This window comes from Aquabacterium sp. NJ1, assembly GCF_000768065.1.
Lineage (GTDB): Bacteria > Pseudomonadota > Gammaproteobacteria > Burkholderiales > Burkholderiaceae_C > Aquabacterium.
On the sequence record NZ_JRKM01000001.1, the window covers coordinates 828,921 to 848,453 of the forward strand.

At 66.5% G+C, this 19,533-nt stretch carries 19 protein-coding genes; 14 read left to right on the plus strand and 5 right to left on the minus strand.

Going from position 1 to position 19,533, the window contains the following annotated elements:
* Positions 1–76: 76 nt before the first annotated feature.
* The 7 genes from JY96_RS03540 to JY96_RS03570 all read left to right on the plus strand — a co-directional run bounded on the left by JY96_RS03540 (position 77) and on the right by JY96_RS03570 (position 4,018).
* The gene (locus JY96_RS03540) at positions 77–400 is read left to right on the plus strand and encodes a helix-turn-helix transcriptional regulator (RefSeq protein WP_235334020.1); all 324 of its coding nucleotides are present in this window, start codon (positions 77–79) and stop codon (positions 398–400) included.
* Positions 387–866 carry an SRPBCC family protein gene (locus JY96_RS03545; protein ID WP_035041048.1) on the plus strand — a complete coding sequence of 160 codons (480 nt, stop codon included), beginning with the start codon at positions 387–389 and terminating at the stop codon, positions 864–866. Before JY96_RS03540 ends, JY96_RS03545 begins: the two co-directional genes overlap by 14 nt.
* A gap of 64 nt (positions 867–930) precedes the next feature.
* A complete protein-coding gene (locus tag JY96_RS03550; RefSeq protein WP_035035009.1) occupies positions 931–1,296 on the plus strand; it encodes a YciI family protein in 366 nt (121 codons plus the stop codon).
* A 127-nt stretch (positions 1,297–1,423) separates the two neighbouring features.
* Complete coding sequence (locus tag JY96_RS03555; protein ID WP_200883427.1) at positions 1,424–1,849, plus strand: VOC family protein; 426 nt, start codon at positions 1,424–1,426, stop codon at positions 1,847–1,849.
* A gap of 12 nt (positions 1,850–1,861) precedes the next feature.
* On the plus strand, positions 1,862–2,287 hold the full coding sequence (locus tag JY96_RS03560) for a YciI family protein (RefSeq protein WP_035035018.1): 426 nt from the start codon (positions 1,862–1,864) through the stop codon (positions 2,285–2,287).
* Between the two features lie 30 nt (positions 2,288–2,317).
* Positions 2,318–2,728 (plus strand): VOC family protein, encoded by a 411-nt coding sequence (locus tag JY96_RS03565; RefSeq protein ID WP_035035020.1) that lies wholly within the window; start codon positions 2,318–2,320, stop codon positions 2,726–2,728.
* A 21-nt stretch (positions 2,729–2,749) separates the two neighbouring features.
* Entirely contained in the window at positions 2,750–4,018 is a 1,269-nt protein-coding gene (locus JY96_RS03570; RefSeq protein ID WP_035035023.1) for an RNA polymerase sigma factor, read from the plus strand.
* Between the two features lie 97 nt (positions 4,019–4,115).
* Here JY96_RS03570 and queG read toward each other — a convergent pair whose 3' ends face one another.
* The gene (queG, locus tag JY96_RS03575; protein WP_052162095.1) at positions 4,116–5,207 is read right to left on the minus strand and encodes a tRNA epoxyqueuosine(34) reductase QueG; all 1,092 of its coding nucleotides are present in this window, start codon (positions 5,205–5,207) and stop codon (positions 4,116–4,118) included.
* Between the two features lie 78 nt (positions 5,208–5,285).
* Between queG and tsaE the strand changes: the two genes are divergently transcribed.
* Complete coding sequence (tsaE, locus tag JY96_RS03580; protein ID WP_081961009.1) at positions 5,286–5,891, plus strand: tRNA (adenosine(37)-N6)-threonylcarbamoyltransferase complex ATPase subunit type 1 TsaE; 606 nt, start codon at positions 5,286–5,288, stop codon at positions 5,889–5,891.
* A complete protein-coding gene (locus JY96_RS03585) occupies positions 5,884–7,470 on the plus strand; it encodes an N-acetylmuramoyl-L-alanine amidase (protein ID WP_035035032.1) in 1,587 nt (528 codons plus the stop codon). Before tsaE ends, JY96_RS03585 begins: the two co-directional genes overlap by 8 nt.
* An 87-nt stretch (positions 7,471–7,557) precedes the next feature.
* Here the strand turns inward: JY96_RS03585 and JY96_RS03590 are convergent, their stop codons facing one another.
* Positions 7,558–8,211: a VTT domain-containing protein gene (locus tag JY96_RS03590; protein WP_035035033.1), complete on the minus strand. Its 654-nt coding sequence runs from the start codon at positions 8,209–8,211 to the stop codon at positions 7,558–7,560.
* Positions 8,212–8,279: 68 nt separating this feature from the next.
* On the opposite strand from JY96_RS03590, the gene mutL reads away from it, so the two are divergent.
* From mutL to JY96_RS03615, 5 genes are all read left to right on the plus strand, one after another.
* A complete protein-coding gene (gene mutL / locus JY96_RS03595) occupies positions 8,280–10,442 on the plus strand; it encodes a DNA mismatch repair endonuclease MutL (RefSeq protein ID WP_035035034.1) in 2,163 nt (720 codons plus the stop codon).
* 28 nt (positions 10,443–10,470) lie between these two features.
* Positions 10,471–11,922, plus strand: coding sequence for a pseudouridine synthase (locus tag JY96_RS03600; RefSeq protein ID WP_052162096.1), 1,452 nt, complete (start codon positions 10,471–10,473; stop codon positions 11,920–11,922).
* The gene (locus JY96_RS03605; RefSeq protein ID WP_081961010.1) at positions 11,922–13,232 is read left to right on the plus strand and encodes a multidrug effflux MFS transporter; all 1,311 of its coding nucleotides are present in this window, start codon (positions 11,922–11,924) and stop codon (positions 13,230–13,232) included. The genes JY96_RS03600 and JY96_RS03605 overlap by 1 nt, the downstream gene beginning before the upstream one ends.
* Positions 13,229–14,236: a tRNA (adenosine(37)-N6)-dimethylallyltransferase MiaA gene (gene miaA, locus JY96_RS03610; protein WP_052162097.1), complete on the plus strand. Its 1,008-nt coding sequence runs from the start codon at positions 13,229–13,231 to the stop codon at positions 14,234–14,236. Before JY96_RS03605 ends, miaA begins: the two co-directional genes overlap by 4 nt.
* 146 nt (positions 14,237–14,382) lie before the next feature.
* Positions 14,383–15,153 carry an MBL fold metallo-hydrolase gene (locus JY96_RS03615; protein ID WP_035035035.1) on the plus strand — a complete coding sequence of 257 codons (771 nt, stop codon included), beginning with the start codon at positions 14,383–14,385 and terminating at the stop codon, positions 15,151–15,153.
* Between the two features lie 38 nt (positions 15,154–15,191).
* Here JY96_RS03615 and JY96_RS03620 read toward each other — a convergent pair whose 3' ends face one another.
* From JY96_RS03620 to JY96_RS03630, 3 genes are read right to left on the minus strand one after another with little or no spacing between them, the layout of a single operon-like run.
* Positions 15,192–16,691: a DHA2 family efflux MFS transporter permease subunit gene (locus JY96_RS03620; protein ID WP_081961576.1), complete on the minus strand. Its 1,500-nt coding sequence runs from the start codon at positions 16,689–16,691 to the stop codon at positions 15,192–15,194.
* Between the two features lie 55 nt (positions 16,692–16,746).
* Complete coding sequence (locus JY96_RS03625) at positions 16,747–18,000, minus strand: efflux RND transporter periplasmic adaptor subunit (protein WP_081961011.1); 1,254 nt, start codon at positions 17,998–18,000, stop codon at positions 16,747–16,749.
* A complete protein-coding gene (locus tag JY96_RS03630) occupies positions 17,997–19,508 on the minus strand; it encodes an efflux transporter outer membrane subunit (RefSeq protein WP_161784233.1) in 1,512 nt (503 codons plus the stop codon). Before JY96_RS03630 ends, JY96_RS03625 begins: the two co-directional genes overlap by 4 nt.
* Between the last annotated feature and the right edge of the window lie 25 nt (positions 19,509–19,533).

Here is a 19,533-nt window from a genome sequence, read left to right on the forward strand (position 1 = left end):
CTTTTCATTTGACATGCAGGCAAATACTTGCATATTATTGCCCCAACGCACCCAGCCCCATCAACCCATTTTGGACATCGACAAAGTTTTCAAGGCGCTGGCAGACCCGACACGCCGCCAACTGCTGGACCTGCTGCACGCCGACAACGGCCAGACGCTCACCGCCTTGTGCGAACACATGGCCATGACGCGCCAGGCCGTGACCCAGCACCTGCAACTGCTGGAGCAGGCGCAGCTCGTTGCGGTTGTCTGGCAGGGGCGGGAAAAGCTGCACTACCTCAACCCGGTGCCCCTGCACGAGATCTACGAGCGCTGGATCGGCAAGTTCGAACGCAGCCGCCTGAGCGCGCTGCATGCCCTCAAACAGAAACTCGAAGGTGATGAAGATGAGCAAACCTAGCTTCGTGTACGTGACCTACATCGCCACCACGCCCGAGAAGGTGTGGCGGGCCTTGGTCGACACCGACGTGACGCGCCAGTACTGGGCGGACCCGATCGGCAACTGCGCCCCTCATGTCAACGTGTCGGACTGGAAAGCCGGCTCGCCGTGGGCGCATCAACGCGCCGACGAGACAGGCGCCATCGACATGGTCGGCAAGGTATTGGAAAGCCGGCCGCCCCAACGCCTGGTGATCACCTGGGCCAGGCCCGCCGAGGTGGATGACGAACGCAAGCATTCGCGCGTCACGTTCGACATTGCCGCGCATGGCAACCAGCTCGTCTGCCTGACCGTCACCCATGAGGATCTGGAACACGACCCGCAGATGCTGGCCGGCATTTCGGGTGGCTGGCCCAAGGTGCTGTCCAACCTCAAGTCCCTGCTGGAGACAGGGCATGCGTTACCACGGGTTGCATTGGCAGCCTGAGCCCGGGCGCCCCTTTGTGTAGCATGCCGACATCGCCCAAACCGCCCTGCCGGCTGCACACCCCATGTCCTACATGCTGCTGATCATCGAACCCGTGGGCCAACGCGCCATGCGCACCGAGGCCGAAGGCCGTGAGGCTTATGCCGTGATGCAGCGCTTCGCCGAAGGGCTGGCCACGCAAGGCAAGCTCAAGGCCGTGGAGTCGCTGGCCTCCCAGGCCCAGGCCGTGCGCATCAGCCATGCCGGTGGCAAACCACAAACGCTGGACGGCCCCTTTGCGGAGGCCAAGGAAATGATCGGCGGCTTCTTCCTGCTGCAGAACGTCACCCGCGAGGAAGCCATCGCGGCGGCGCATGCATGCCCTGCGGCCCAGTGGGCCACCGTGGAGGTACGTGCCCTCGCCCCCTGCTTTGACGAGAGCCACGCATGATCAGGGTTTCCACCCAGATCAAAGCTGTCGATTTTCGCCAGCCTGCTTCGTCGTACTCAAGACGACGCGATTGAAGCACCGGGCACCAGGCACCGGCCAGGACGTCGTTCAAGTGGAGAGACTCACCATGACGACCCCCAGCGTTCCCATGTGCCCCGTGGTGCACTTCGAGATGCCCTACCGCGACCGTGATCGCGCGGCCCGTTTCTACGCCGAAGCCTTCGGCTGGCAATGCCAGAAGCTGGGCCCCGAGATGGGCGACTACCTGCTGGTCACCACCGCGCCACCGGGCACACGCCCCGGCCTGCCGCCGCAGGCCCCCGTGGGCGCCATCAACGGCGGCCTGTTCCCATTCAAGCCGGACGTCCCCATGCAGTACCCGGCGGTCGTCATGGGCGTGGACGACATCCGCGCGGCCATGAGCCGCGTCAAGGCAGCAGGCGGCGAAGTGATGGGCGAACCCATGACCATTCCCGGCGTGGGCGACTACGTGTCTTTCGTGGACACCGAGGGCAACCGCAACAGCATCATCCAACCCCTGATGCCCGCTTGAAGGGAGCACCTCATGCGATTCATGATCATCGTGAAGTCCTGCCCCGAGTTTGAAGCCGAGGTGCAACCCGATCCGGACCCCGAGGTGATGGCCGCCATGGCCAAGTACCACGAGGAACTGGCCAAGGCCGGCGTGCTACTGGACGGCACCGGCCTCAAGCCGAGCCGCACCGGCTGGCGCATCCACTATGGCAAGGAAGGTCGCCGCGTGGTGGACGGCCCGTTTGCCGAAGCCAAAGAACTGATCGCGGGCTACACGCTCATTCAGGTTCGCTCGCGCGAAGAGGCCCTGGAATGGAGCCGGCGCTTTCCCAACCCCGTACGCGAAGGCGCCGAGGCCATCGTCGAAGTGCGCGAGTTGTTCGAGCTGGAAGACTTCACCCCCAGCGAGGCACTCGACAAGTTCAAGGCCATGGACGCCATGAACAAGCACGCCTGAACCACACAGCCCCCACACAGAAAGCCCATCATGCTCAGACAGATTTTCGTCAACCTGCCCATCAAGGACATGGCCCGCTCGCAAGCCTTCTTCAAGGCGCTCGGCCTGAAGTTCAACCCGCGCTTCACCAATGAACAAGGCGCCAGCCTGGAAATCGCCGAAAACATTTACGCCATGCTGCTGGTCGAGCCCTTCTTCCAGGGCTTCACCAAACTGCCCTTGTGCGACGCCAGGAAGGCCACCGAGGTGCTGATCGCCTTGTCATGCGACAGCCGCGAGGAGGTCGAGGACATGGTGCGCAAGGCCGTGGCCGCTGGGGGCACCACGCCCAACGAGCCGAAGGACTACGGCTTCATGTACCAGCACGGCTTTGCCGATCTGGACGGGCACCAGTGGGAGGTGTTCTACATGAACATGGACGCCGCCCCGGCGCAGATGTAAGGCTGGGTGTAGAACGCAGGCATGCACTCCCAGGTCCACGACACCATCGCCGCGGTGTGGCGCATTGAATCGGCACGCATCGTGGCCACGGTGGCGCGGCGCGTGCACGACCTGGGCGTGGCCGAAGAGCTGGCGCAGGACGCCCTGGTCGCGGCGCTGGAGCGCTGGCCGCTGGATGGCCTGCCCGACAACCCGGCCGCGTGGCTGATGACCACGGCCCGCAACCGCGCGCTCGACCACCTTCGCCACCGGCAGATGGCCGAGGCGAAGCACGAGAACCTGGCCCGAGACCTCGATGCACTGGAGGCCCTGACCGTGCCCGACTTCGTGGATGCGCTGGACGAGGCCCGGCAGGACGACATCGGCGACGACCTGCTGCGCCTGATCTTCACGGCCTGCCACCCGATCTTGTCCACCGAGGCGCGAACGGCCTTGACGCTCAAGCTGCTGGGCGGCCTGAGCACGCACGAGATCGCCCGCGCCTACCTCGTGCCCGAGCCCACGGTGGCCCAGCGCATCGTGCGGGCCAAGCGCAGCCTGAGCGAAGCCAGCGTGCCGTTCGAAGTCCCTCGCGGGCCTGCCCTGCCCGAGCGCCTGCCCGCCGTGCTGGAGGTGGTCTACCTGATCTTTAACGAGGGCTACACCGCCACCAGCGGCGCCGACTGGATGCGCCCGGCCCTGTGCGACGAAGCCTTGCGCCTGGGCCGCATGCTGGCCGAACTGGCGCCTGATCTGGCCGAGGTGCACGGCCTGGTCGCGCTGATGGAGGTCCAGGCCTCGCGCCTGGCCGCCCGCGTGGACGCACAAGGCCAGGCCATCTTGCTGGCAGACCAGAACCGCGCGCGCTGGGACCACCTGCTGATCCGCCGGGGCCTGGCGGCGCTGGCACGTGCGCAAGCCTTGCAGCAAGCCATTGGCAGCTATCGCCTGCAGGCGGAGATTGCGGCCTGCCATGCCCGCGCCCCCAGCGCCCCCGCCACCGACTGGGCGCGCATTGCGGCGCTGTATGCCCAACTCATGCAGGTGGCGCCCTCGCCGGTCGTGGAGCTCAATCGCGCGGTGGCCGTCAGCATGGCGCAAGGCCCAGCTGCAGGCTTGACCGTGATCGAGCCCCTGCTGGCAGACAAGGCACTGCGGCGCTACCACTGGCTGCCCGCCGTGCAAGGCGACCTGCTGCACAAGCTGGGCCGTGTGGACGAGGCACGTGCTGCCTTTTCGCGTGCCGCTGAACTGGCGAGCAACGAGCGCGAGCGGGCTGTGCTGCTGGCGCGGGCGCAGTCGGCGTTGTGAAGCTGCCGCCAGACGCATCGGCCCATCAAGCCGGGTGATCCGAGGTGCGTGCGATCAACGATGCGCGCGATTTCCCTCTGCGCCTAAAGCACCCGGATCAAGCCGTGGGCGCTTGCGCCAGCGCCCACTCAACGTGCTCGCCAACCAGCGCCGCATCCGTCCCTGCTGGCGGTGTGCTCAACCACGCGCTCAACGCATCCCGCATCGCCACGCGCACAGCCCCATCCAGCTGGCCCCGCAAGGCATTGCCCATCGCCACCGCGATGTTGCGCTGCCAGCTTGCAAAACCGATGCGCCGGATCGGGCTGCCCTCCGTCAGGCGCAGGAAGGTGGCCTCATCCCACGACCACAGCTGCAGCAGATCAGGGTTGGCCAGCGCAGGCCGCACATCGAAATCAGGCAGCACGGCGCGGCGGGCGAACTTGTTCCAGGGGCAGATCAGCTGGCAGTCATCACAACCGTAGATGCGGTTGCCCATCAGGGGGCGCAGCTCAGGCGGGATTGGCCCGGCTTGTTCGATCGTGAGGTAAGAAATGCAACGGCGCGCATCCACCAGGCGCTCACCCACGATGGCTTGCGTCGGGCAGACATCGATGCAGGCCTGACAGGAGCCGCAGTGCGCGGTTTCGGCCTCGGTCAACGGCAAGGCAATGTCCACAAATATCTCGCCCAGAAAGAACGCCGACCCGGCCTCGCGAGACAGCAGCAGCGTGTGCTTGCCCCGCCAGCCCAGGCCACTGCGGCTGGCCAGCTCCACCTCCAGCACGGGTGCGGAGTCGGTGAACACGCGGTGCCCGAAAGGCCCGATCAGCTCGGCCAGTTTGTCGGCCAGCTTCTGCAGCCGGGCCCGCAACACCTTGTGATAATCCCGTCCTCGGGCATACATGGACACGGCCGCGGCCGTGGGCCGATGGAGCCGATCCCATTCGATGCGCTGCCATTCGCCAGGCAGTGGCGGCAGGCTCGCAGGCAAATAATCCATGCGCGCCGTGATGACCCGCACCGTGCCCGGAACCAGCTCCGCAGGCCTGGCCCGCTTCAATCCATGGCTGGCCATGTAGTGCATCTCGCCGTGGAAACCGCGCGCCAGCCAGTCCATCAAAGGGGCCTCGGCACTTGACAAATCCACATCAGCTACGCCAATCTGAGAAAATCCCAGTTCTGTCGCCCATTGGCGCAAGCTCGCCATGACCAAAGCGAGGTCGGCCGTCCGGCCCGGATTCCCCGAATTCCCCGGATAAGCGCCCGGAATAGGTGACTGAAGTACATGACGCATGTGACGATCGTAGCAAGCCCTGCCAGCCCGCAGGCCAAACCGCCTGTCGCGGTGGGCGACTTCATCTGGACCGATGAAGCCGCATGCGCAGCCATGGCCGCAGACCTGGCCCACGCCTTGAAACCGAGCCTGCTGGCCGGTGATTCAGCCTATATCGAACTGCATGGCACGCTGGGTGCCGGCAAAACCACGTTCACCCGCCACCTGTTGCGCGCCCTGGGGGTGCAAGGGCGCATCAAGAGCCCCAGTTATGCCGTGGTCGAGCCGCACGATGTACCCGGCATGGCCATCCACCATTTCGATTTCTACCGTTTCAATGACCCGCAGGAGTGGGAAGACGCCGGTTTTCGTGATCTGTTCGCCGCCCCTGGCCTGAAACTCGCCGAGTGGCCCGAAAAGGCCGCCGGCCTGCTGCCGCGCGCGGACTTGCAAATCCATATCCAGCCACAACCTCAGACCGATCAGGGCGAGCAACGCACGGTTCGCATCGAGGCATTCAGCCCTGCCGGGCAGCAAGCCTTGATGGCCTTGCAGGTGTCTGAGGCCTTGAACGCCAAGCCGGCTGTAGAACCAGCGGGGGTGCAAGCCCATGGATAAAGCACATCAAGCACATCGCCGCAGCCTGCTCAAGCAGGCGCTGGGCGGCACCCTGATCATGGTGCTGGGCCCCAAGGAGCTCGCCTTTGGCGCGCAGCTGCTGGCCGTGCGCGTCTGGCCTGCGGCCGACTACACCCGCGTCACGCTGGAGTCGGACATCCCGCTCAACGCCACCTTCTTCTCGGTGGCCAACCCCACCCGCCTGGTCATCGACATCGAAGGGCTGGAGATCAGCCCCCAGCTGCGCGAGATCGTCAGCAAGGTGCGCGCGGACGACCCCTACATCGCCGGCGTGCGGGTGGGCCAGAACCGCCCCAAGGTGGCCCGACTGGTGCTGGACCTCAAGCAGGCCATCAAGCCGCAGGTGTTCGGCCTGCCGCCTGTCGCGGCCTACCAGCACAGGCTGGTTTTTGACCTGTACCCCACCCAGGCAGCGGACCCCAAGCTGGCCTTGCAACAAGCCCCCGCAGCCTCGCCCCAGCCATCCGCTGCGGCCAGTGGCGCCAGTGCGGCGGCCAGCAATGCGCCCACCAATGGCAATGGCAATGCCACCGCCTCGACGGGCAGCAGCCCCGGCGCCTACATGTCGGCACCCGGCGCGCCGGGCAACGCGGCGCGCCCCGCCCTGCCCAATGCCCAGTCCGATCAGGCGGCAGACGCCATGAACGACGCGCTGGGCGACTTCATTGGCGGCCTCAAGCGCCCGCCACAGGGCGGTGACAAGGCCGTGGCCAAGGCCACGCCCGCGCGCCCCGGCGACAAGATCGCGGCTGACAAGCCCACGGACAAAACAGCCGACAAGCTGGCCGACAAAGGCCCGGACAAACCTGCTGACGAGCCCCCAATGGGCAACGCCAAAGCCGGCGCCCAGCGCCTGGTGATCGTCGCGCTGGACGCAGGCCATGGCGGCGAAGACCCGGGCGCCATCGGCCCCAGTGGCCTGTTCGAAAAAGACGTGGTGCTGAAGGTGGCGCACAAGCTGCGCGCCCTGATCAATGCCCAGCCGGGCATGCGCGCCATGCTCACGCGCGAATCAGACTACTTTGTGCCGCTGCACGAACGCGTGGTCAAGGCGCGCCGTGTGCAGGCCGACCTGTTCGTGTCCATCCATGCCGATGCCTTCATGAACCCGCAGGCGCGGGGCGCATCGGTGTTCGCATTGTCTGAAACCGGTGCTTCCAGTGCCGCCGCGCGCTGGATGGCCAAGCGCGAAAACGCATCCGATCAGGTCGGTGGCGTCAACATCAAGAACAAGGACGCCACGGTGATGCGCGCCCTGCTGGACATGTCCACCACGGCCCAGATCAAGGACAGCATCAAGCTGGGCAATGCCGTGCTGGGCCACCTGGGCAAGATCGGCAGGCTGCACCGGGGCAAGGTCGAACAGGCGGGTTTTGCCGTGCTCAAGGCGCCGGACATCCCCTCCATCCTGGTGGAAACGGGCTTCATCTCGAACCCCGAAGAAGAATCCAAGCTGCAAGACGACGACTACCAGAGCGACTTGGCCGATGCGCTGCTGCAAGGCATCCAGCGCTACTTCGCCAAGAACCCGCCACTGGCGCGCAACCGCGCCCTGTGATTCAGGTGGCGCCCGTCCGGGGCATCACCTGTGCGCTCGTACAGCGCCCTTCGTCAGCGATTCAAGCCGCGCTTCAGTTTGAACCGCTCAAGCGGCCGTCGCAGCCGCCTTGCGGCCAGCGCGCCAGGCACCGAAGATGGCCAGCGCACCCGGCACCAGGATCATCGCCCAGATGATCTTGTCCAGGTGCGTCTTCACAAAGGGGATGTTGCCGAAGAAGTAGCCCGCCAGCGTGACACCGGCCACCCACAACGTGCCGCCGCTCACGTCATACATCGTGAACTTGCCGCGGCTCATGGCCGACACGCCCGCCACGAAAGGCGCAAACGTGCGCAAGAAGGGCATGAAGCGTGCGATCACGATGGTGATGCCACCGTACTGCTCGTAGAAAGCATGAGCCTGCTCGAACGCCTTCTTGTTGAAGAAGCGGGACTGCTCCCACTGGAAGACCTTGGGCCCCAGCTTGCGCCCGATGGCGTAATTGCTCTGGTTGCCCGCGATGGCCGCCACCGTGAGCAGGCCGATGGACAGGGGCAGACTCATCATGCCCAGGCCGCACAGCGTGCCCACCACGAACAGCAGCGAATCACCCGGCAGGAAGGGCATGACCACCACACCGGTTTCCACAAAGATGATCAGGAACAGCAGGGCATAGACCCAGGGCCCGAAATCCTGGACAAACATCATCAGGTGCTTGTCGACGTGCAGGATGAAATCAATCAGAAAGTGTGCGATGTCCATGGCGGCGCATTATGGCCGGGAATGGTGAAGGCCCCTCCCCCAGGGCAAGGGCCTCCTACAATAGCGGGATGACGCCTGAGCCCGCCCGCGACCCCGCTTTTTCGGATAACGCAACCGACCCCGGCCAAGCCGCGCCCCGCCGCACCATCCAGGAACTGCCCGACGAACTGATCAGCCAGATTGCCGCGGGTGAGGTGATCGAGCGCCCGGCCTCGGTGGTGCGCGAACTGGTCGACAACGCGCTGGACTCCGGTGCCAGCCAGATCACGGTCAAGCTGCTGGCCGGTGGTGTGCGCCAGATCCTGGTCGAAGACGATGGCTGCGGCATCCCCGTGGCCGAGTTGCCGCTGGCGCTGCGTCGGCACGCCACCAGCAAGATCCGCTCGCTGGATGACCTGGAGCACGTGGCCACCATGGGTTTCCGAGGCGAGGCCTTGGCCGCCATTTCATCGGTGTCGGACACCTCCTTGTCCAGCCGCACGCCGGATGCGGCGCATGCGCATCGGCTGGATGCGCGCTCCGGCGAGTTGAGCCCCGCCGCACGTGCCGTGGGCACCAGTGTGGAAGTGCGCGAGCTGTTTTTCAGCACCCCTGCCCGCCGCAAGTTCCTCAAGAGCGACGCCACCGAGCTGGCGCATTGCCTGGAAGCCGTGCGCCGCCATGCCCTGGCACGGCCCGACGTAGGCTTCAGCGTCTGGCACGAAGGCAAGCTGGTGGAACAGTTGCGCCCTGGCACCCCAGCCCAACGCCTGGCCGACGTGCTGGGCGACGAATTCGTGCGCACCAGCCGTGAGGTGGATCTCGCCATCGGCCCCATGCGCATCCACGGCCGCGCCGGCCTGCCTGATGCGGCCCGCTCACGTGCCGACTGGCAGTACTGCTATGTGAACGGCCGCTATGTGCGCGACAAGCTGCTGGCGCACGGGGTGCGCTCGGCTTATGAAGACGTGCTGCACGGCTCGCGCCAGCCTACCTATGCGCTGTTCATCGAGATCTCGCCAGAGCTGGTGGACGTGAACGTGCACCCCACCAAGATCGAAGTGCGCTTCCGTGATTCGCGCCAGGTGCACCAGGCCGCGCGCCGCGCGGTCGAATCCTCGCTGGCGCTGTCGCGTGCCGCTGCGCCGCAGGCAGGTATGGGCGCGGGCGTGGGAGACATGAGCGCGGGGGGCAGTGCCACGCCTGGATTGGCTGCCGCGTCTGCATCAGCGTCCAGCACCGCCCTCGGTGCCTCGTCCGCTCAGGCGGTTGAAGCTGTCCGCAACAACCCAACCCAGCAAACCGCGCTGCCCTGGACGCGTGCGCAGGACAGTGCCCCCGAGCGCCGCTGGGCGGGGTGGCCTGGTCAACAGGCTGCGCCCTCGGGCCCCACGGTCTTGTCGACTGCATCCAGCGCCTCGGTACCTGATCCCTTTGCCGACCTGAGCCTGCCGCGCGTCGTGGCCGCAGCGCAAGATGAGGGCATGGTTATGGCGCCGCGCGACATGGATGCGGCGAACACGCCCAGCTTGTCGCAGCAACGCAGTGATGCGGGCTGGGCTGGCGAAACGGCGGCGCGCTTGGCAACGCCGGCAGCACAGCCGCAGATGCCTCAAGCAGGGCTGGCGCCGCAAAGCGCCCAGGCCACACCCATGGACGACAGCCACGAATGGCCCCTGGGCCGCGCCGTGGCGCAGATCGGCGGCATCTATGTGCTGGCAGAAAACGCCAAGGGCCTGATCATCGTGGACATGCACGCTGCGCACGAGCGCGTGGTGTACGAGCGCCTGAAAGCGCAACTGGCGCATGAGCGGCTGGAAAGCCAGCCCCTGCTGATCCCGCTGACCTTCGCTGCCAACCCGCAAGAGGTGGCCACCGCAGAATCCCAGCGCGAGGCCCTGCTCGCCCTGGGCCTGGACGTGGACGCCATCGGCCCCGGCAAGCTGGCCGTGCGCTCCCTGCCCATGGCCCTGACGCAAGCCGACGGCGTGGAACTCGCCCGCTCGGTGCTGGCCGAGCTCGCCCAGATCGATGCCAGCGACGTGATCAAGCGCGCGCAGCATGAGCTGCTGGCCACCATGGCCTGCCATGGCGCCGTGCGCGCCAACCGCCGCCTCACCCTGACCGAGATGAATGCCCTGCTGCGCGACATGGAAGCCACCGAACGCGCCGATCAGTGCAATCATGGCCGCCCCACCTGGCGCCAGCTCACGTTGAAAGAACTCGACGCCCTCTTCCTGCGTGGTCGCTGACCCACGCTGCCGCTCTGCCGGACCCCTTATGACCGAACGCAAGAAACTGAGCCTGACCAAGCCGGACCAGGCCCCCACCGACGCCACGGGCGGCACCCACCGCAAGCCACCCGTGCGCGGCGCGGGCAGCGCGCCCCGTAAGCGCATGACGGCCGCGGAAGCCGCCGAAGCCGCACGGGCGCGCGAAGAAGCCGCCAAGCGTGAACAGCAGGCGCCGCGCCGTGAGGAGCAGGCACCCCGCGGGGCTTACCGCGATGAGCGCAGTGCCCCACGAGGTGACCGCGGCGCGCCTCGAGGCAATCGCCCCGACCGCGACGGGTCTGGCGCAGACGTGCACGGCGCGCTTCGTGGTGACGCGCGCCGTGCGCCACGCGACGAGCCACGTCGTGATCCGCGTGACGCCCGCCAGGATGCAAGCCGCGCCCCGCAAGGCGACAGGCGAGCCGCGCCAGACCGGGCACCGCGAGGTGCGGGAGGCTGGGATGTTCGTGGTGAGGGTCGCGGGGAAGGTCGTGGTGATCGCCGCGATGACCCACGTGGAGACCAGCGTGGCGACCCTCGCCAGGCCTCCCGCGGCGCCTACGACGACACCCGCCCCGTGGACCAGGCCCCCCCGCGCCGGGACCACCGCCGCGCCGATGGCCGTGACGCCTCCCGCCCGCCGCGCGAAACCAGTGCCCACCAGGCCACCCCGCCAGCCGCCCCCCGCGAAGACGATGGCCGCCTGCGCCTGTCCAAGTTGATGAGCGAAAAAGGCCTGGCCTCGCGCCGTGAAGCGGATGAGTGGATCGAGCAAGGCTGGGTCCGCGTCGATGGCGAAGTGGTGGCCGAGCTGGGCACACGCGTCTTCCCCGATCAGGTCATCACCATCGACCCGCTGGCGCGTTCACAACAAGCCCAGCGCGTCACCATCCTGATCCACAAGCCCATCGGCTATGTGAGCGGCCAGGCCGAAGATGGCTATGAACCCGCCGTGGCCCTGATCAAGCCCGAGAGCCGCTGGAGCGACGACAAGCTGCCCATCCAGCTGACGCGTGGCCACCTGAGAAACCTGGCCCCCGCAGGCCGCCTGGACATCGACTCCACCGGCCTGCTTGTGCTCACGCAGGATGGCCGCGTCGCCAAGCAGCTGATCGGCGAGGACTCCGGCATCGAGAAGGAATACCTGGTGCGCGTGGTCGCCATGGGGCAGGAAGAGGCTGAAAACGTGTCCGCCATCGTCCCGCCCGAAGCCATCGAGCAACTGCGTTTTGGCCTGGAGCTCGACGGCCGCCAGCTCAAGCCGGCGCAGGTGTCGTGGCAGAACGAACAGCAGCTGCGCTTCGTGCTGCGCGAAGGCCGCAAGCGCCAGATCCGCCGCATGTGCGAACAGGTCGGCCTCAAGGTCGTGGGCCTCAAGCGCGTGCGTATGGGCCGCATCACCCTGGGCAAGTTGCCACAAGGGCAATGGCGCTTCCTGAGGCCTGACGAGCGATTCTGATGAGCGCATCTGAGGCCCAGGCCGCTTCGGCGGCGCGCAGCTCCTCACCCGCGTCACCGCCTCCCGCGTCGCATGTGGGCGGGCTGCCAGACTGGGTCATCGTGGCCGCACTGGGCATGCTGACCGGACTGCAACCCGTCACCACCGACCTCTACCTGCCGGCCCTGCCGCAGATGCAGCAGGCATTGGGGCTGACGACCGCTGCCGCGCAGTGGACGCTGTCGGTGCTGATCTTGTCCTTCGGCATCGGGCAACTGGTGTGGGGGCCGATCTCCGACCGCTTCGGGCGCCGCCCCGTGTTGCGCTGGGGCCTGGGGCTTTACGTGGTTTCCAGCCTGGCCGCCACGCTGGCCAATGACCTGCCGGTGATGCTGCTGGCGCGTGTCGTGCAAGGCGTGGGCCTGTCTGCCTCGGTGATGTGTGGCCGCGCCATGATCCGCGACCTGTATGCGCCCGAGCAAGGCGCACGCATGATGGCACGCGGCATGTCAGGCCTAGGCGTGATCGCGCTGCTGGGCCCCATCCTGGGCGGGCTCACGGCCACCTACCTCGGCTGGCGCGCCACGATGAGCGTACTGGCCATCTTCGGCGGCGTCATCCTCGTCTTCGTGTGGCTCAAGCTACCCGAGACCTTGCCACCCGCGCGCAGGCAGGCCCACCTGCACTGGGGCGCCATGGCGCGCAACTGGTGGGGCATCGCGCAGCACCCCACCTTCCGCGCCCACACGCTGCTGACCTCGTCCACCTATGGCGGGCTGTACGCCTACCTGGCGCTGTCTTCGTTCGTCTTCATCAATGTGCTGGGCACCAGCCGCACGCTGTTTGGTGTGGCCATGGCCAGCATCTCGCTGTCTTACCTGGGTGGCACCATCCTGTGTCGGCACTGGCTGCCCACGCACGGCCTGACAGGCACGGTGCGGCTGGCCGGCTGGTGCTCGCTCACCGGGGGGCTGCTGCTGGTGATCATCTCGGGCTGGCAATGGCTCATGGGCCACCACGTGCCTGCCTGGACGCTGCTGCCCGGCATGTGGGTCTATGCCTTTGCCCACGCCACGCACCAGTCCTGCGGCCAGACGGGCGTGGTCTCGGCCTTTCCCACGCGCGCTGGCGCCGCATCGGCCCTGTCAGGCTTCCTGCTGTCTGTCACGGCCTTTGTGATCGGCACCCTGCTGTCACTGTGGACGGCCCTGCCCGGCTGGGCCGACACCATCCACCCGATGACACTCAGCATGGGCCTGGGCGGCGCCATCACGGCCTGGATCGCCTTGGGTCGCGTGCAACGGCACGGCCTTTCCACCGACGACGCATGATCCAAGCCACGCCACCCGCCACGCCCGCTGTGAAGCCCATCACCACGCCCACCACGATGCCGGCCACCTGGATCCTCGCCGGCCCCACCGCCTGCGGCAAAACCGCGACCGCCCTGGCCCTGGCCCACGATGTGGACATCGAGATCATCAGCGTGGACTCGGCCCTGATCTACAAAGGCATGGACATCGGCACCGCCAAGCCCAGCCCGCAAGAACTGGCGGCCGTGCCCCACCACCTGATCGACATCCTCGACCCCACCGAGAGCTACAGCGCCGCGCGCTTCGTGAGCGACTGCACCCGCTTGATCGACGAGATCCGCTCGCGTGGCCGCACGCCGCTGCTGGTGGGCGGCACCATGCTTTACATCAAGGCCCTGCTGGAAGGTCTGGACGACATGCCCGCTGCCGACCCGGCCATCCGTGCCATGCTCGACGCCCAGATGGCCGAGCGTGGCAGCCCTGCCCTGCATGCCGACCTCGCCCAGGTGGACCCGATCACCGCCGCGCGGCTGGCCCCTGGCGACACCCAGCGCATCCAGCGTGCATTGGAGGTGTGGCACAGCACTGGCCAACCCTTGTCGAGCTTCCACAAGCGTGCGGAGCAAGCCGATGCGCAGCCCGCCCACCATGCCATCCTCGTCTCCCTGGAACCCACTGACCGCGCCTGGCTGCACCAGCGCATCGCGCAACGTTTCGAGCTGATGATGCAAGCCGGCTTCATCGACGAGGTCATGCGCCTGCGCCAAAGGCCCGATCTGCACGTGGGCCTGCCCTCGATCCGCTGTGTGGGCTATCGCCAGGTGTGGGAAGCGCTGGATGCCGGCCTGGACCTGGGCCAAGCCGCCGTACTCAAGGACGTGATGGACAAAGGCATCGCCGCCACGCGCCAACTCGCCAAGCGCCAGGTGACCTGGCTGCGCAGCATGCCGCTGCGCATCGTGGTGCCGGCCGACCAGCCCGGCGCGCTGGATGCCGTGCGGCGCGCATTCCTGAACAAGCCCTGACCACGCCCGCAACCAATAGACACGCAGGCTTTTCGTCAAGAAGCCACACGCGTCAAGAACCAGGCTGTCAAATCCGACAGGTCTTGATGTGGGTTAACGATGGCAAGCGTTTAACTCCTTAAGCTGGCGGCTCACTGAGAACCACCATGCCGCACGAACTGTTTCGCCACAAGGGCCACGCCTGCCTGATGTTTTCCGATCTGAGCGACGAAGGGGGCGGCGCGGTACAGGCCAACCAGTTCCTCATCGTCAACGACGACACCGGCGCCATCATCGACCCGGGCGGCAACCTGGCCTACAGCGAGCTGTACCTGGGCATGACGCGGCATTTCCCGCCCAACCGGCTGTCGGCCATTCTGGCCTCACACGCGGACCCGGACATCATCGCTTCGCTCGACCGATGGATGACGGCCACGCCCGATGCCAAGCTGTATGTCTCGACCTTGTGGGAGCGCTTCGTGCCGCACTTCTGCAAGCCGGGCAAGACCACCGGCCGCGTGGTGGGCATCCCCGATCAAGGCATGCGCATCCCCATTGGCAACAGTGAACTGATCGCCCTGCCCGCGCACTTCATGCACGCCGAAGGCAACTTCCAGTTCTACGACCCGCTCAGCCGCATCCTGTTCTCGGGCGACCTGGGCGTGTCCTTCACCACCGGCAAGCAGGCACAGCAGGCCATCACCTCGCTGATGCCCATGCCTGCTGGCATGGAGGCCTTCCACCGCCGCTACATGGTGTCCAACAAGGTGCTGCGCTTCTGGGCACGCATGGTGCGCCAGCTGCCCATCGACATGATCGTGCCGCAGCACGGCGCGCCGCTGCAAGGCGCCGCCATCCAGCAGTTCATCGAATGGGTGGAAGGCCTGTCGTGCGGCGTCGACCTGATGACCGACGCCAGCTACGCCATCCCGCGCTGATCAGCGCATTCACCCCGAGCACGCCCTTTCAAAGGCAATCAGTGCGCCCCGCCCGCGTCCACCGCAGCGGCAGACTTCTTGGGCTTGGCCAACCACACAACCGGGATCAGCAACAAAAACAGCACCGATGAAATCAGGTAGACGTCATCGGCTGCCCGCGTGAAGGCCTGCTGGTCGATCATGCGGCTGATCTGGGCGGCGGCCTGGTCAAAGCTCATGCCCGAACTCATCAAGGCATTGATGCCATCCATCGCACCCGGGTTGGTGCGCGACACGTTCTCGGCCATGTGCACGTGGTGCAGCGTGGCGCGGTCGTCCCAGATCGTGGCCACGGCGGAGGTGCCCATGGCACCCGCCGTGATGCGCACGAAATTGCTCAGGCCTGAGGCAGAAGGGATGCGATCCGGCGTCAAGCCATTGAGCGTGATGGCGCTCAGCGGGATGAAGAAGAACGCGATCGCCCCACCCTGCAGGATGGTCGGCACCATGATCGTGTCGAAGTCGACCAGGGTGCTGAAGTGCGAACGCATCCACATCACCAGGGCAAAGCCCAGGAAGGCCACCGTGGCCAGCCAGCGCGCGTCAACCCTGTTCACGTTCTTGCCCACCAGCGGCGACAGCAAAATGGCCAGCAAGCCCACGGGCGCCACCGCCATGCCCGCCACCGAGGCGGTGTAACCCATGTACTGCTGCAGCCACATGGGCAGCAGCACCACGTTGCCGAAGAACAGCCCATAGGCCACCGACAAGGCGATCACCCCGAACAGGAAGTTGCGGCTGGCAAACAGGCGCAGGTCGACCACCGGGTGCTCTTGCGTGAGCTCCCACACGAGGAAGACGGCAAAGCCGATCAGCGCCACCAGGCCCAGCATCACGATCTGGCTGCTCTCGAACCAGTCCAGCTCCTTGCCCTTGTCCAGCATGATCTGCAGGGCGCCCACCCACAGAACCAGCAAGGTGAGCCCCACCGTGTCGATGGGCAGCTTCTTGGTGGGCGTCTCGCGCCTGGCATAGATGCGCCAGGTCACCAGTGCCGCCCCCAGGCCCACCGGGATGTTGATGTAGAAGATCCAGGGCCAGGACATGTTGTCCGTGATCCAGCCACCCAATAGCGGCCCGGTGACCGGCGCCACCAGCGTCGTCATCGCCCACATGGCCAGCGCCATGCCGGCCTTGGCAGGCGGGTAGCTGCTGAGCAACAAGGTCTGCGACAGCGGGATCATCGGGCCCGCGACCAGGCCTTGCAGCACGCGAAACGCGATCAGCATCTCCAGCGACGAGGCCAGGCCGCACATCCATGATGCCAGCACGAACATCAGCACGCTGGCCGTGAACAGCCGCACCGCGCCAAAGCGCTGCGTGAGCCAGCCCGTCAAAGGCACGGCGATGGCGTTGGACACGCCGAAACTGGTGATGACCCAAGTGCCCTGCGTCGGGCTCACGCCCAGGTTGCCGGCGATCGCGGGCAGCGACACGTTGGCGATGGACGAATCCAGCACGTTCATGAAGGTGGCCAGGGACAGGGCCACCGTGCCCATGATCAGGTCACCGCCATGCAGCGGCTTGGGTGCGTGCGATGGCGCGGCACTCAAGTCAGGCTCCCGAACTCACGGCACGGCCTGTTGCGGCGTGCACCGAGCGGCCCAGGTTGGCCGAGATGATGCGGTCCACCAACTGGTCGGCATCCTTTTGCAGGTTGTCGAACACCGCGGTCTGCGCCACAGCCTGGGTGCGCGGCGCCTGGGCCAGCATCTGGCCATCCTGCTTGCCCACGTCCACTTCGACTTCCATCGACAGGCCCACGCGCAGGGGGTGTGCCTTGACCTCATCGGGCTGCAGCGTCACGCGAACGGGCACGCGCTGCACGATCTTGATCCAGTTGCCTGTGGCGTTCTGCGCAGGCAGCAGCGAGAACGCCGCACCCGTGCCTGCACCCAGGCCGCTCACGGTGCCGTGGTAGACCACCTTCTGGCCGTACACGTCTGCGGTCAAGGTGGCGGGCTGGCCAATGCGCACGCGCTGCAACTGGCTTTCCTTGAAGTTGGCGTCCACCCAGGGCTGGTCCAGCGACACCACGGTCATCAGCGGCGAGCCGGCCTGCACGCGCTGGCCCACCTGCACGCTGCGCTTGGCCACATAGCCGTCCACCGGCGCCAGCAGGCTCACGCGCTTGAGCGCCAGGTAAGCCTCACGCACGCGGGCAGCGGCGCGTTGCACATTGGGGTGCTGCACCACCGAGGTCCCGTCCGTCAGGGACTGGTTGGATGCCAGTTGTTCACGCGCCGTGATCAACGCGGACTCGGCTGCCGCCAAGGCGCTGCGCGCGGCGGTCAATTGCGACTGGGCATGGTTGAACTCTTCCTTGCCCACCGCACCGCTGGCCAGCAAAGGCGCACGGCGGTTGACATCGTCCTGCGCGCGGGCCACTTCGTTTTGCGCCTTGCTCACGTCGGCCTGGCGCATCTGGATCTGCGATTGCAGGCTGCCATTGTTGGCAAACAGGGTGCGCACTTCGCGCACGGTCTGTGCCAGCTGGGCCTGCGCCTGGTCCAGCGCCACCTGGGCATCGACGGCGTCCAGCTTGATCAGCAACTGGCCAGCCTTGACCACATCGGTGTCATCGGCATGGATGGCCAGCACGGTGCCCGACACCTGCGGCGTGATCTGCACCACATTGGCTTGCACATAGGCGTTGTCGGTGTGTTCGTAGTGGTTGGCCACCAGCGCGTAGTAAGCGCCATAAGCACCACCACCCAGCAGCACGGCCAGGGCAATCGCAGTGAGGGCCTTCTTGCGCGCAGGCTGGGCGTTGTCGGTATCGGTCACTTGGTTATCAGCGGTGCTCATGAACGGTCTCCGGCCTGCGAGGCGGCCTTCGTGTTGTCGGTAGATGCGGTGGGGGCGCTGGGGGCGCTGGGGGCGCTGGGCGCTGCGGGCTGCAGTTGCCCGCCCAGTGCGCGGATCAGGTTGAGTTGCGTGTCGAGGGCTTGCGTCAGCAGATCAATGGCTTTGTGCCTTTGCGTCAGCACCGAGGACTCCACGCTCAACACCGTCAGGTAGTTGCCCAGGCCAGCCTTGTAGCGCGCCACAGCCAGCTCATAAGCCGCCTCGACGCTCTTTTGCGCCAGGCGTTGGTCCTGCCGCTGGCGTGCCACGGATTGCGTGGTGCTGATCTGGTCAGCCACCTCCTGCACGGCCTGCAGGATGGTCTGGTTGTAGTTGGCCAGTGCCACATCCTGATCAGCGAGCTTGCCTTGCAGGTTGGCCACGCGCTGCTGGCCATCGAACAGGGGCAGGTGGATCGCTGGCATCAGCCCCCATTGCCAGCTGGTGGGCTTGATGAGCTGATCCAGGCCGATGGCGTTGTAGCCGGCATAGCTAACCAGGTCCACGTTCGGGTAGAACATGGCACGCGCGGCGTCCACCTGGTGGCCCGCTGCTTGTGCACGCCACAGCGCCGCCATCACATCAGGGCGGCGGGCCAGTGCATCCACGGGAATGTGCTCGGGCGAAGGCAGCGGCTCCACCACGTCCTTCACCAGCAGATGGGCCAGCGCATCCGGCGCCTGGCCGGTCAGCATGGCCAGTGCATGGCGCATGCGGGTGAGCTCGTCACCCCAGGCTTCGATCTGGGTGCGGGCTTCCGGCAAGGCGCCTTCGCCCTGCTTCAACTCCACGTTGGTATCCAGGCCGGCCTGCACACGCTGGCGGATCAGGCCCAGCATCTCTTCGCGTTGCGCCAATGCGCGTTCACTCACCTCGCGTTGGAATTGCGCGCGGCCCAGCTCCAGGTAGGCTCGCGCCACATTCCAGCTCAGCACCAGGCGCGCGGTCTGTACATCGGCCTGCGCAGCGCGCTTCTGGCCCACCAGCGCCTCGATCTCGGCATGCTGGCGGCCGAACAGGTCCAGCTCCCACTTGCCTTCGAGCTGCAAGGTGCCCGATGTCAGCGAGGCACCAGCCAGCGGTGGCGGGTACATGCCATGGCGAGAGAAATGCTGGCGGTCGACTTCTGCAGAGGCCTGGATCTGCGGTTGATCTGCGCCGCGCGAAGCGGCCTCCATGGCCTCGACCCGACGCAGCCGGGCCTGCGCCACCTGCACCGTCGGGTTGCCCGCCAAGGCCTGCTTCATCAAGGCATCGAGCTGCCGGTCGCCATAGGCTTCCCACCAGGCAGGCAGCGTGTCGCCAGGCTCTTTGGCTTGCACGCCCTGCACGCCCAGCTTGCCGGCATCCAGCACCTGCACATCGGCCTGCAATTCAGGGTGGGTGGAACAGGCCGTCAAGGCGGCCAGCGTCAACGCAGACAAGGGCACAAGGCACGCCCTGCGAAGACGCGAAAATCGATCTGACATGGGAAGCTCCAGCGGGATCTTGTTG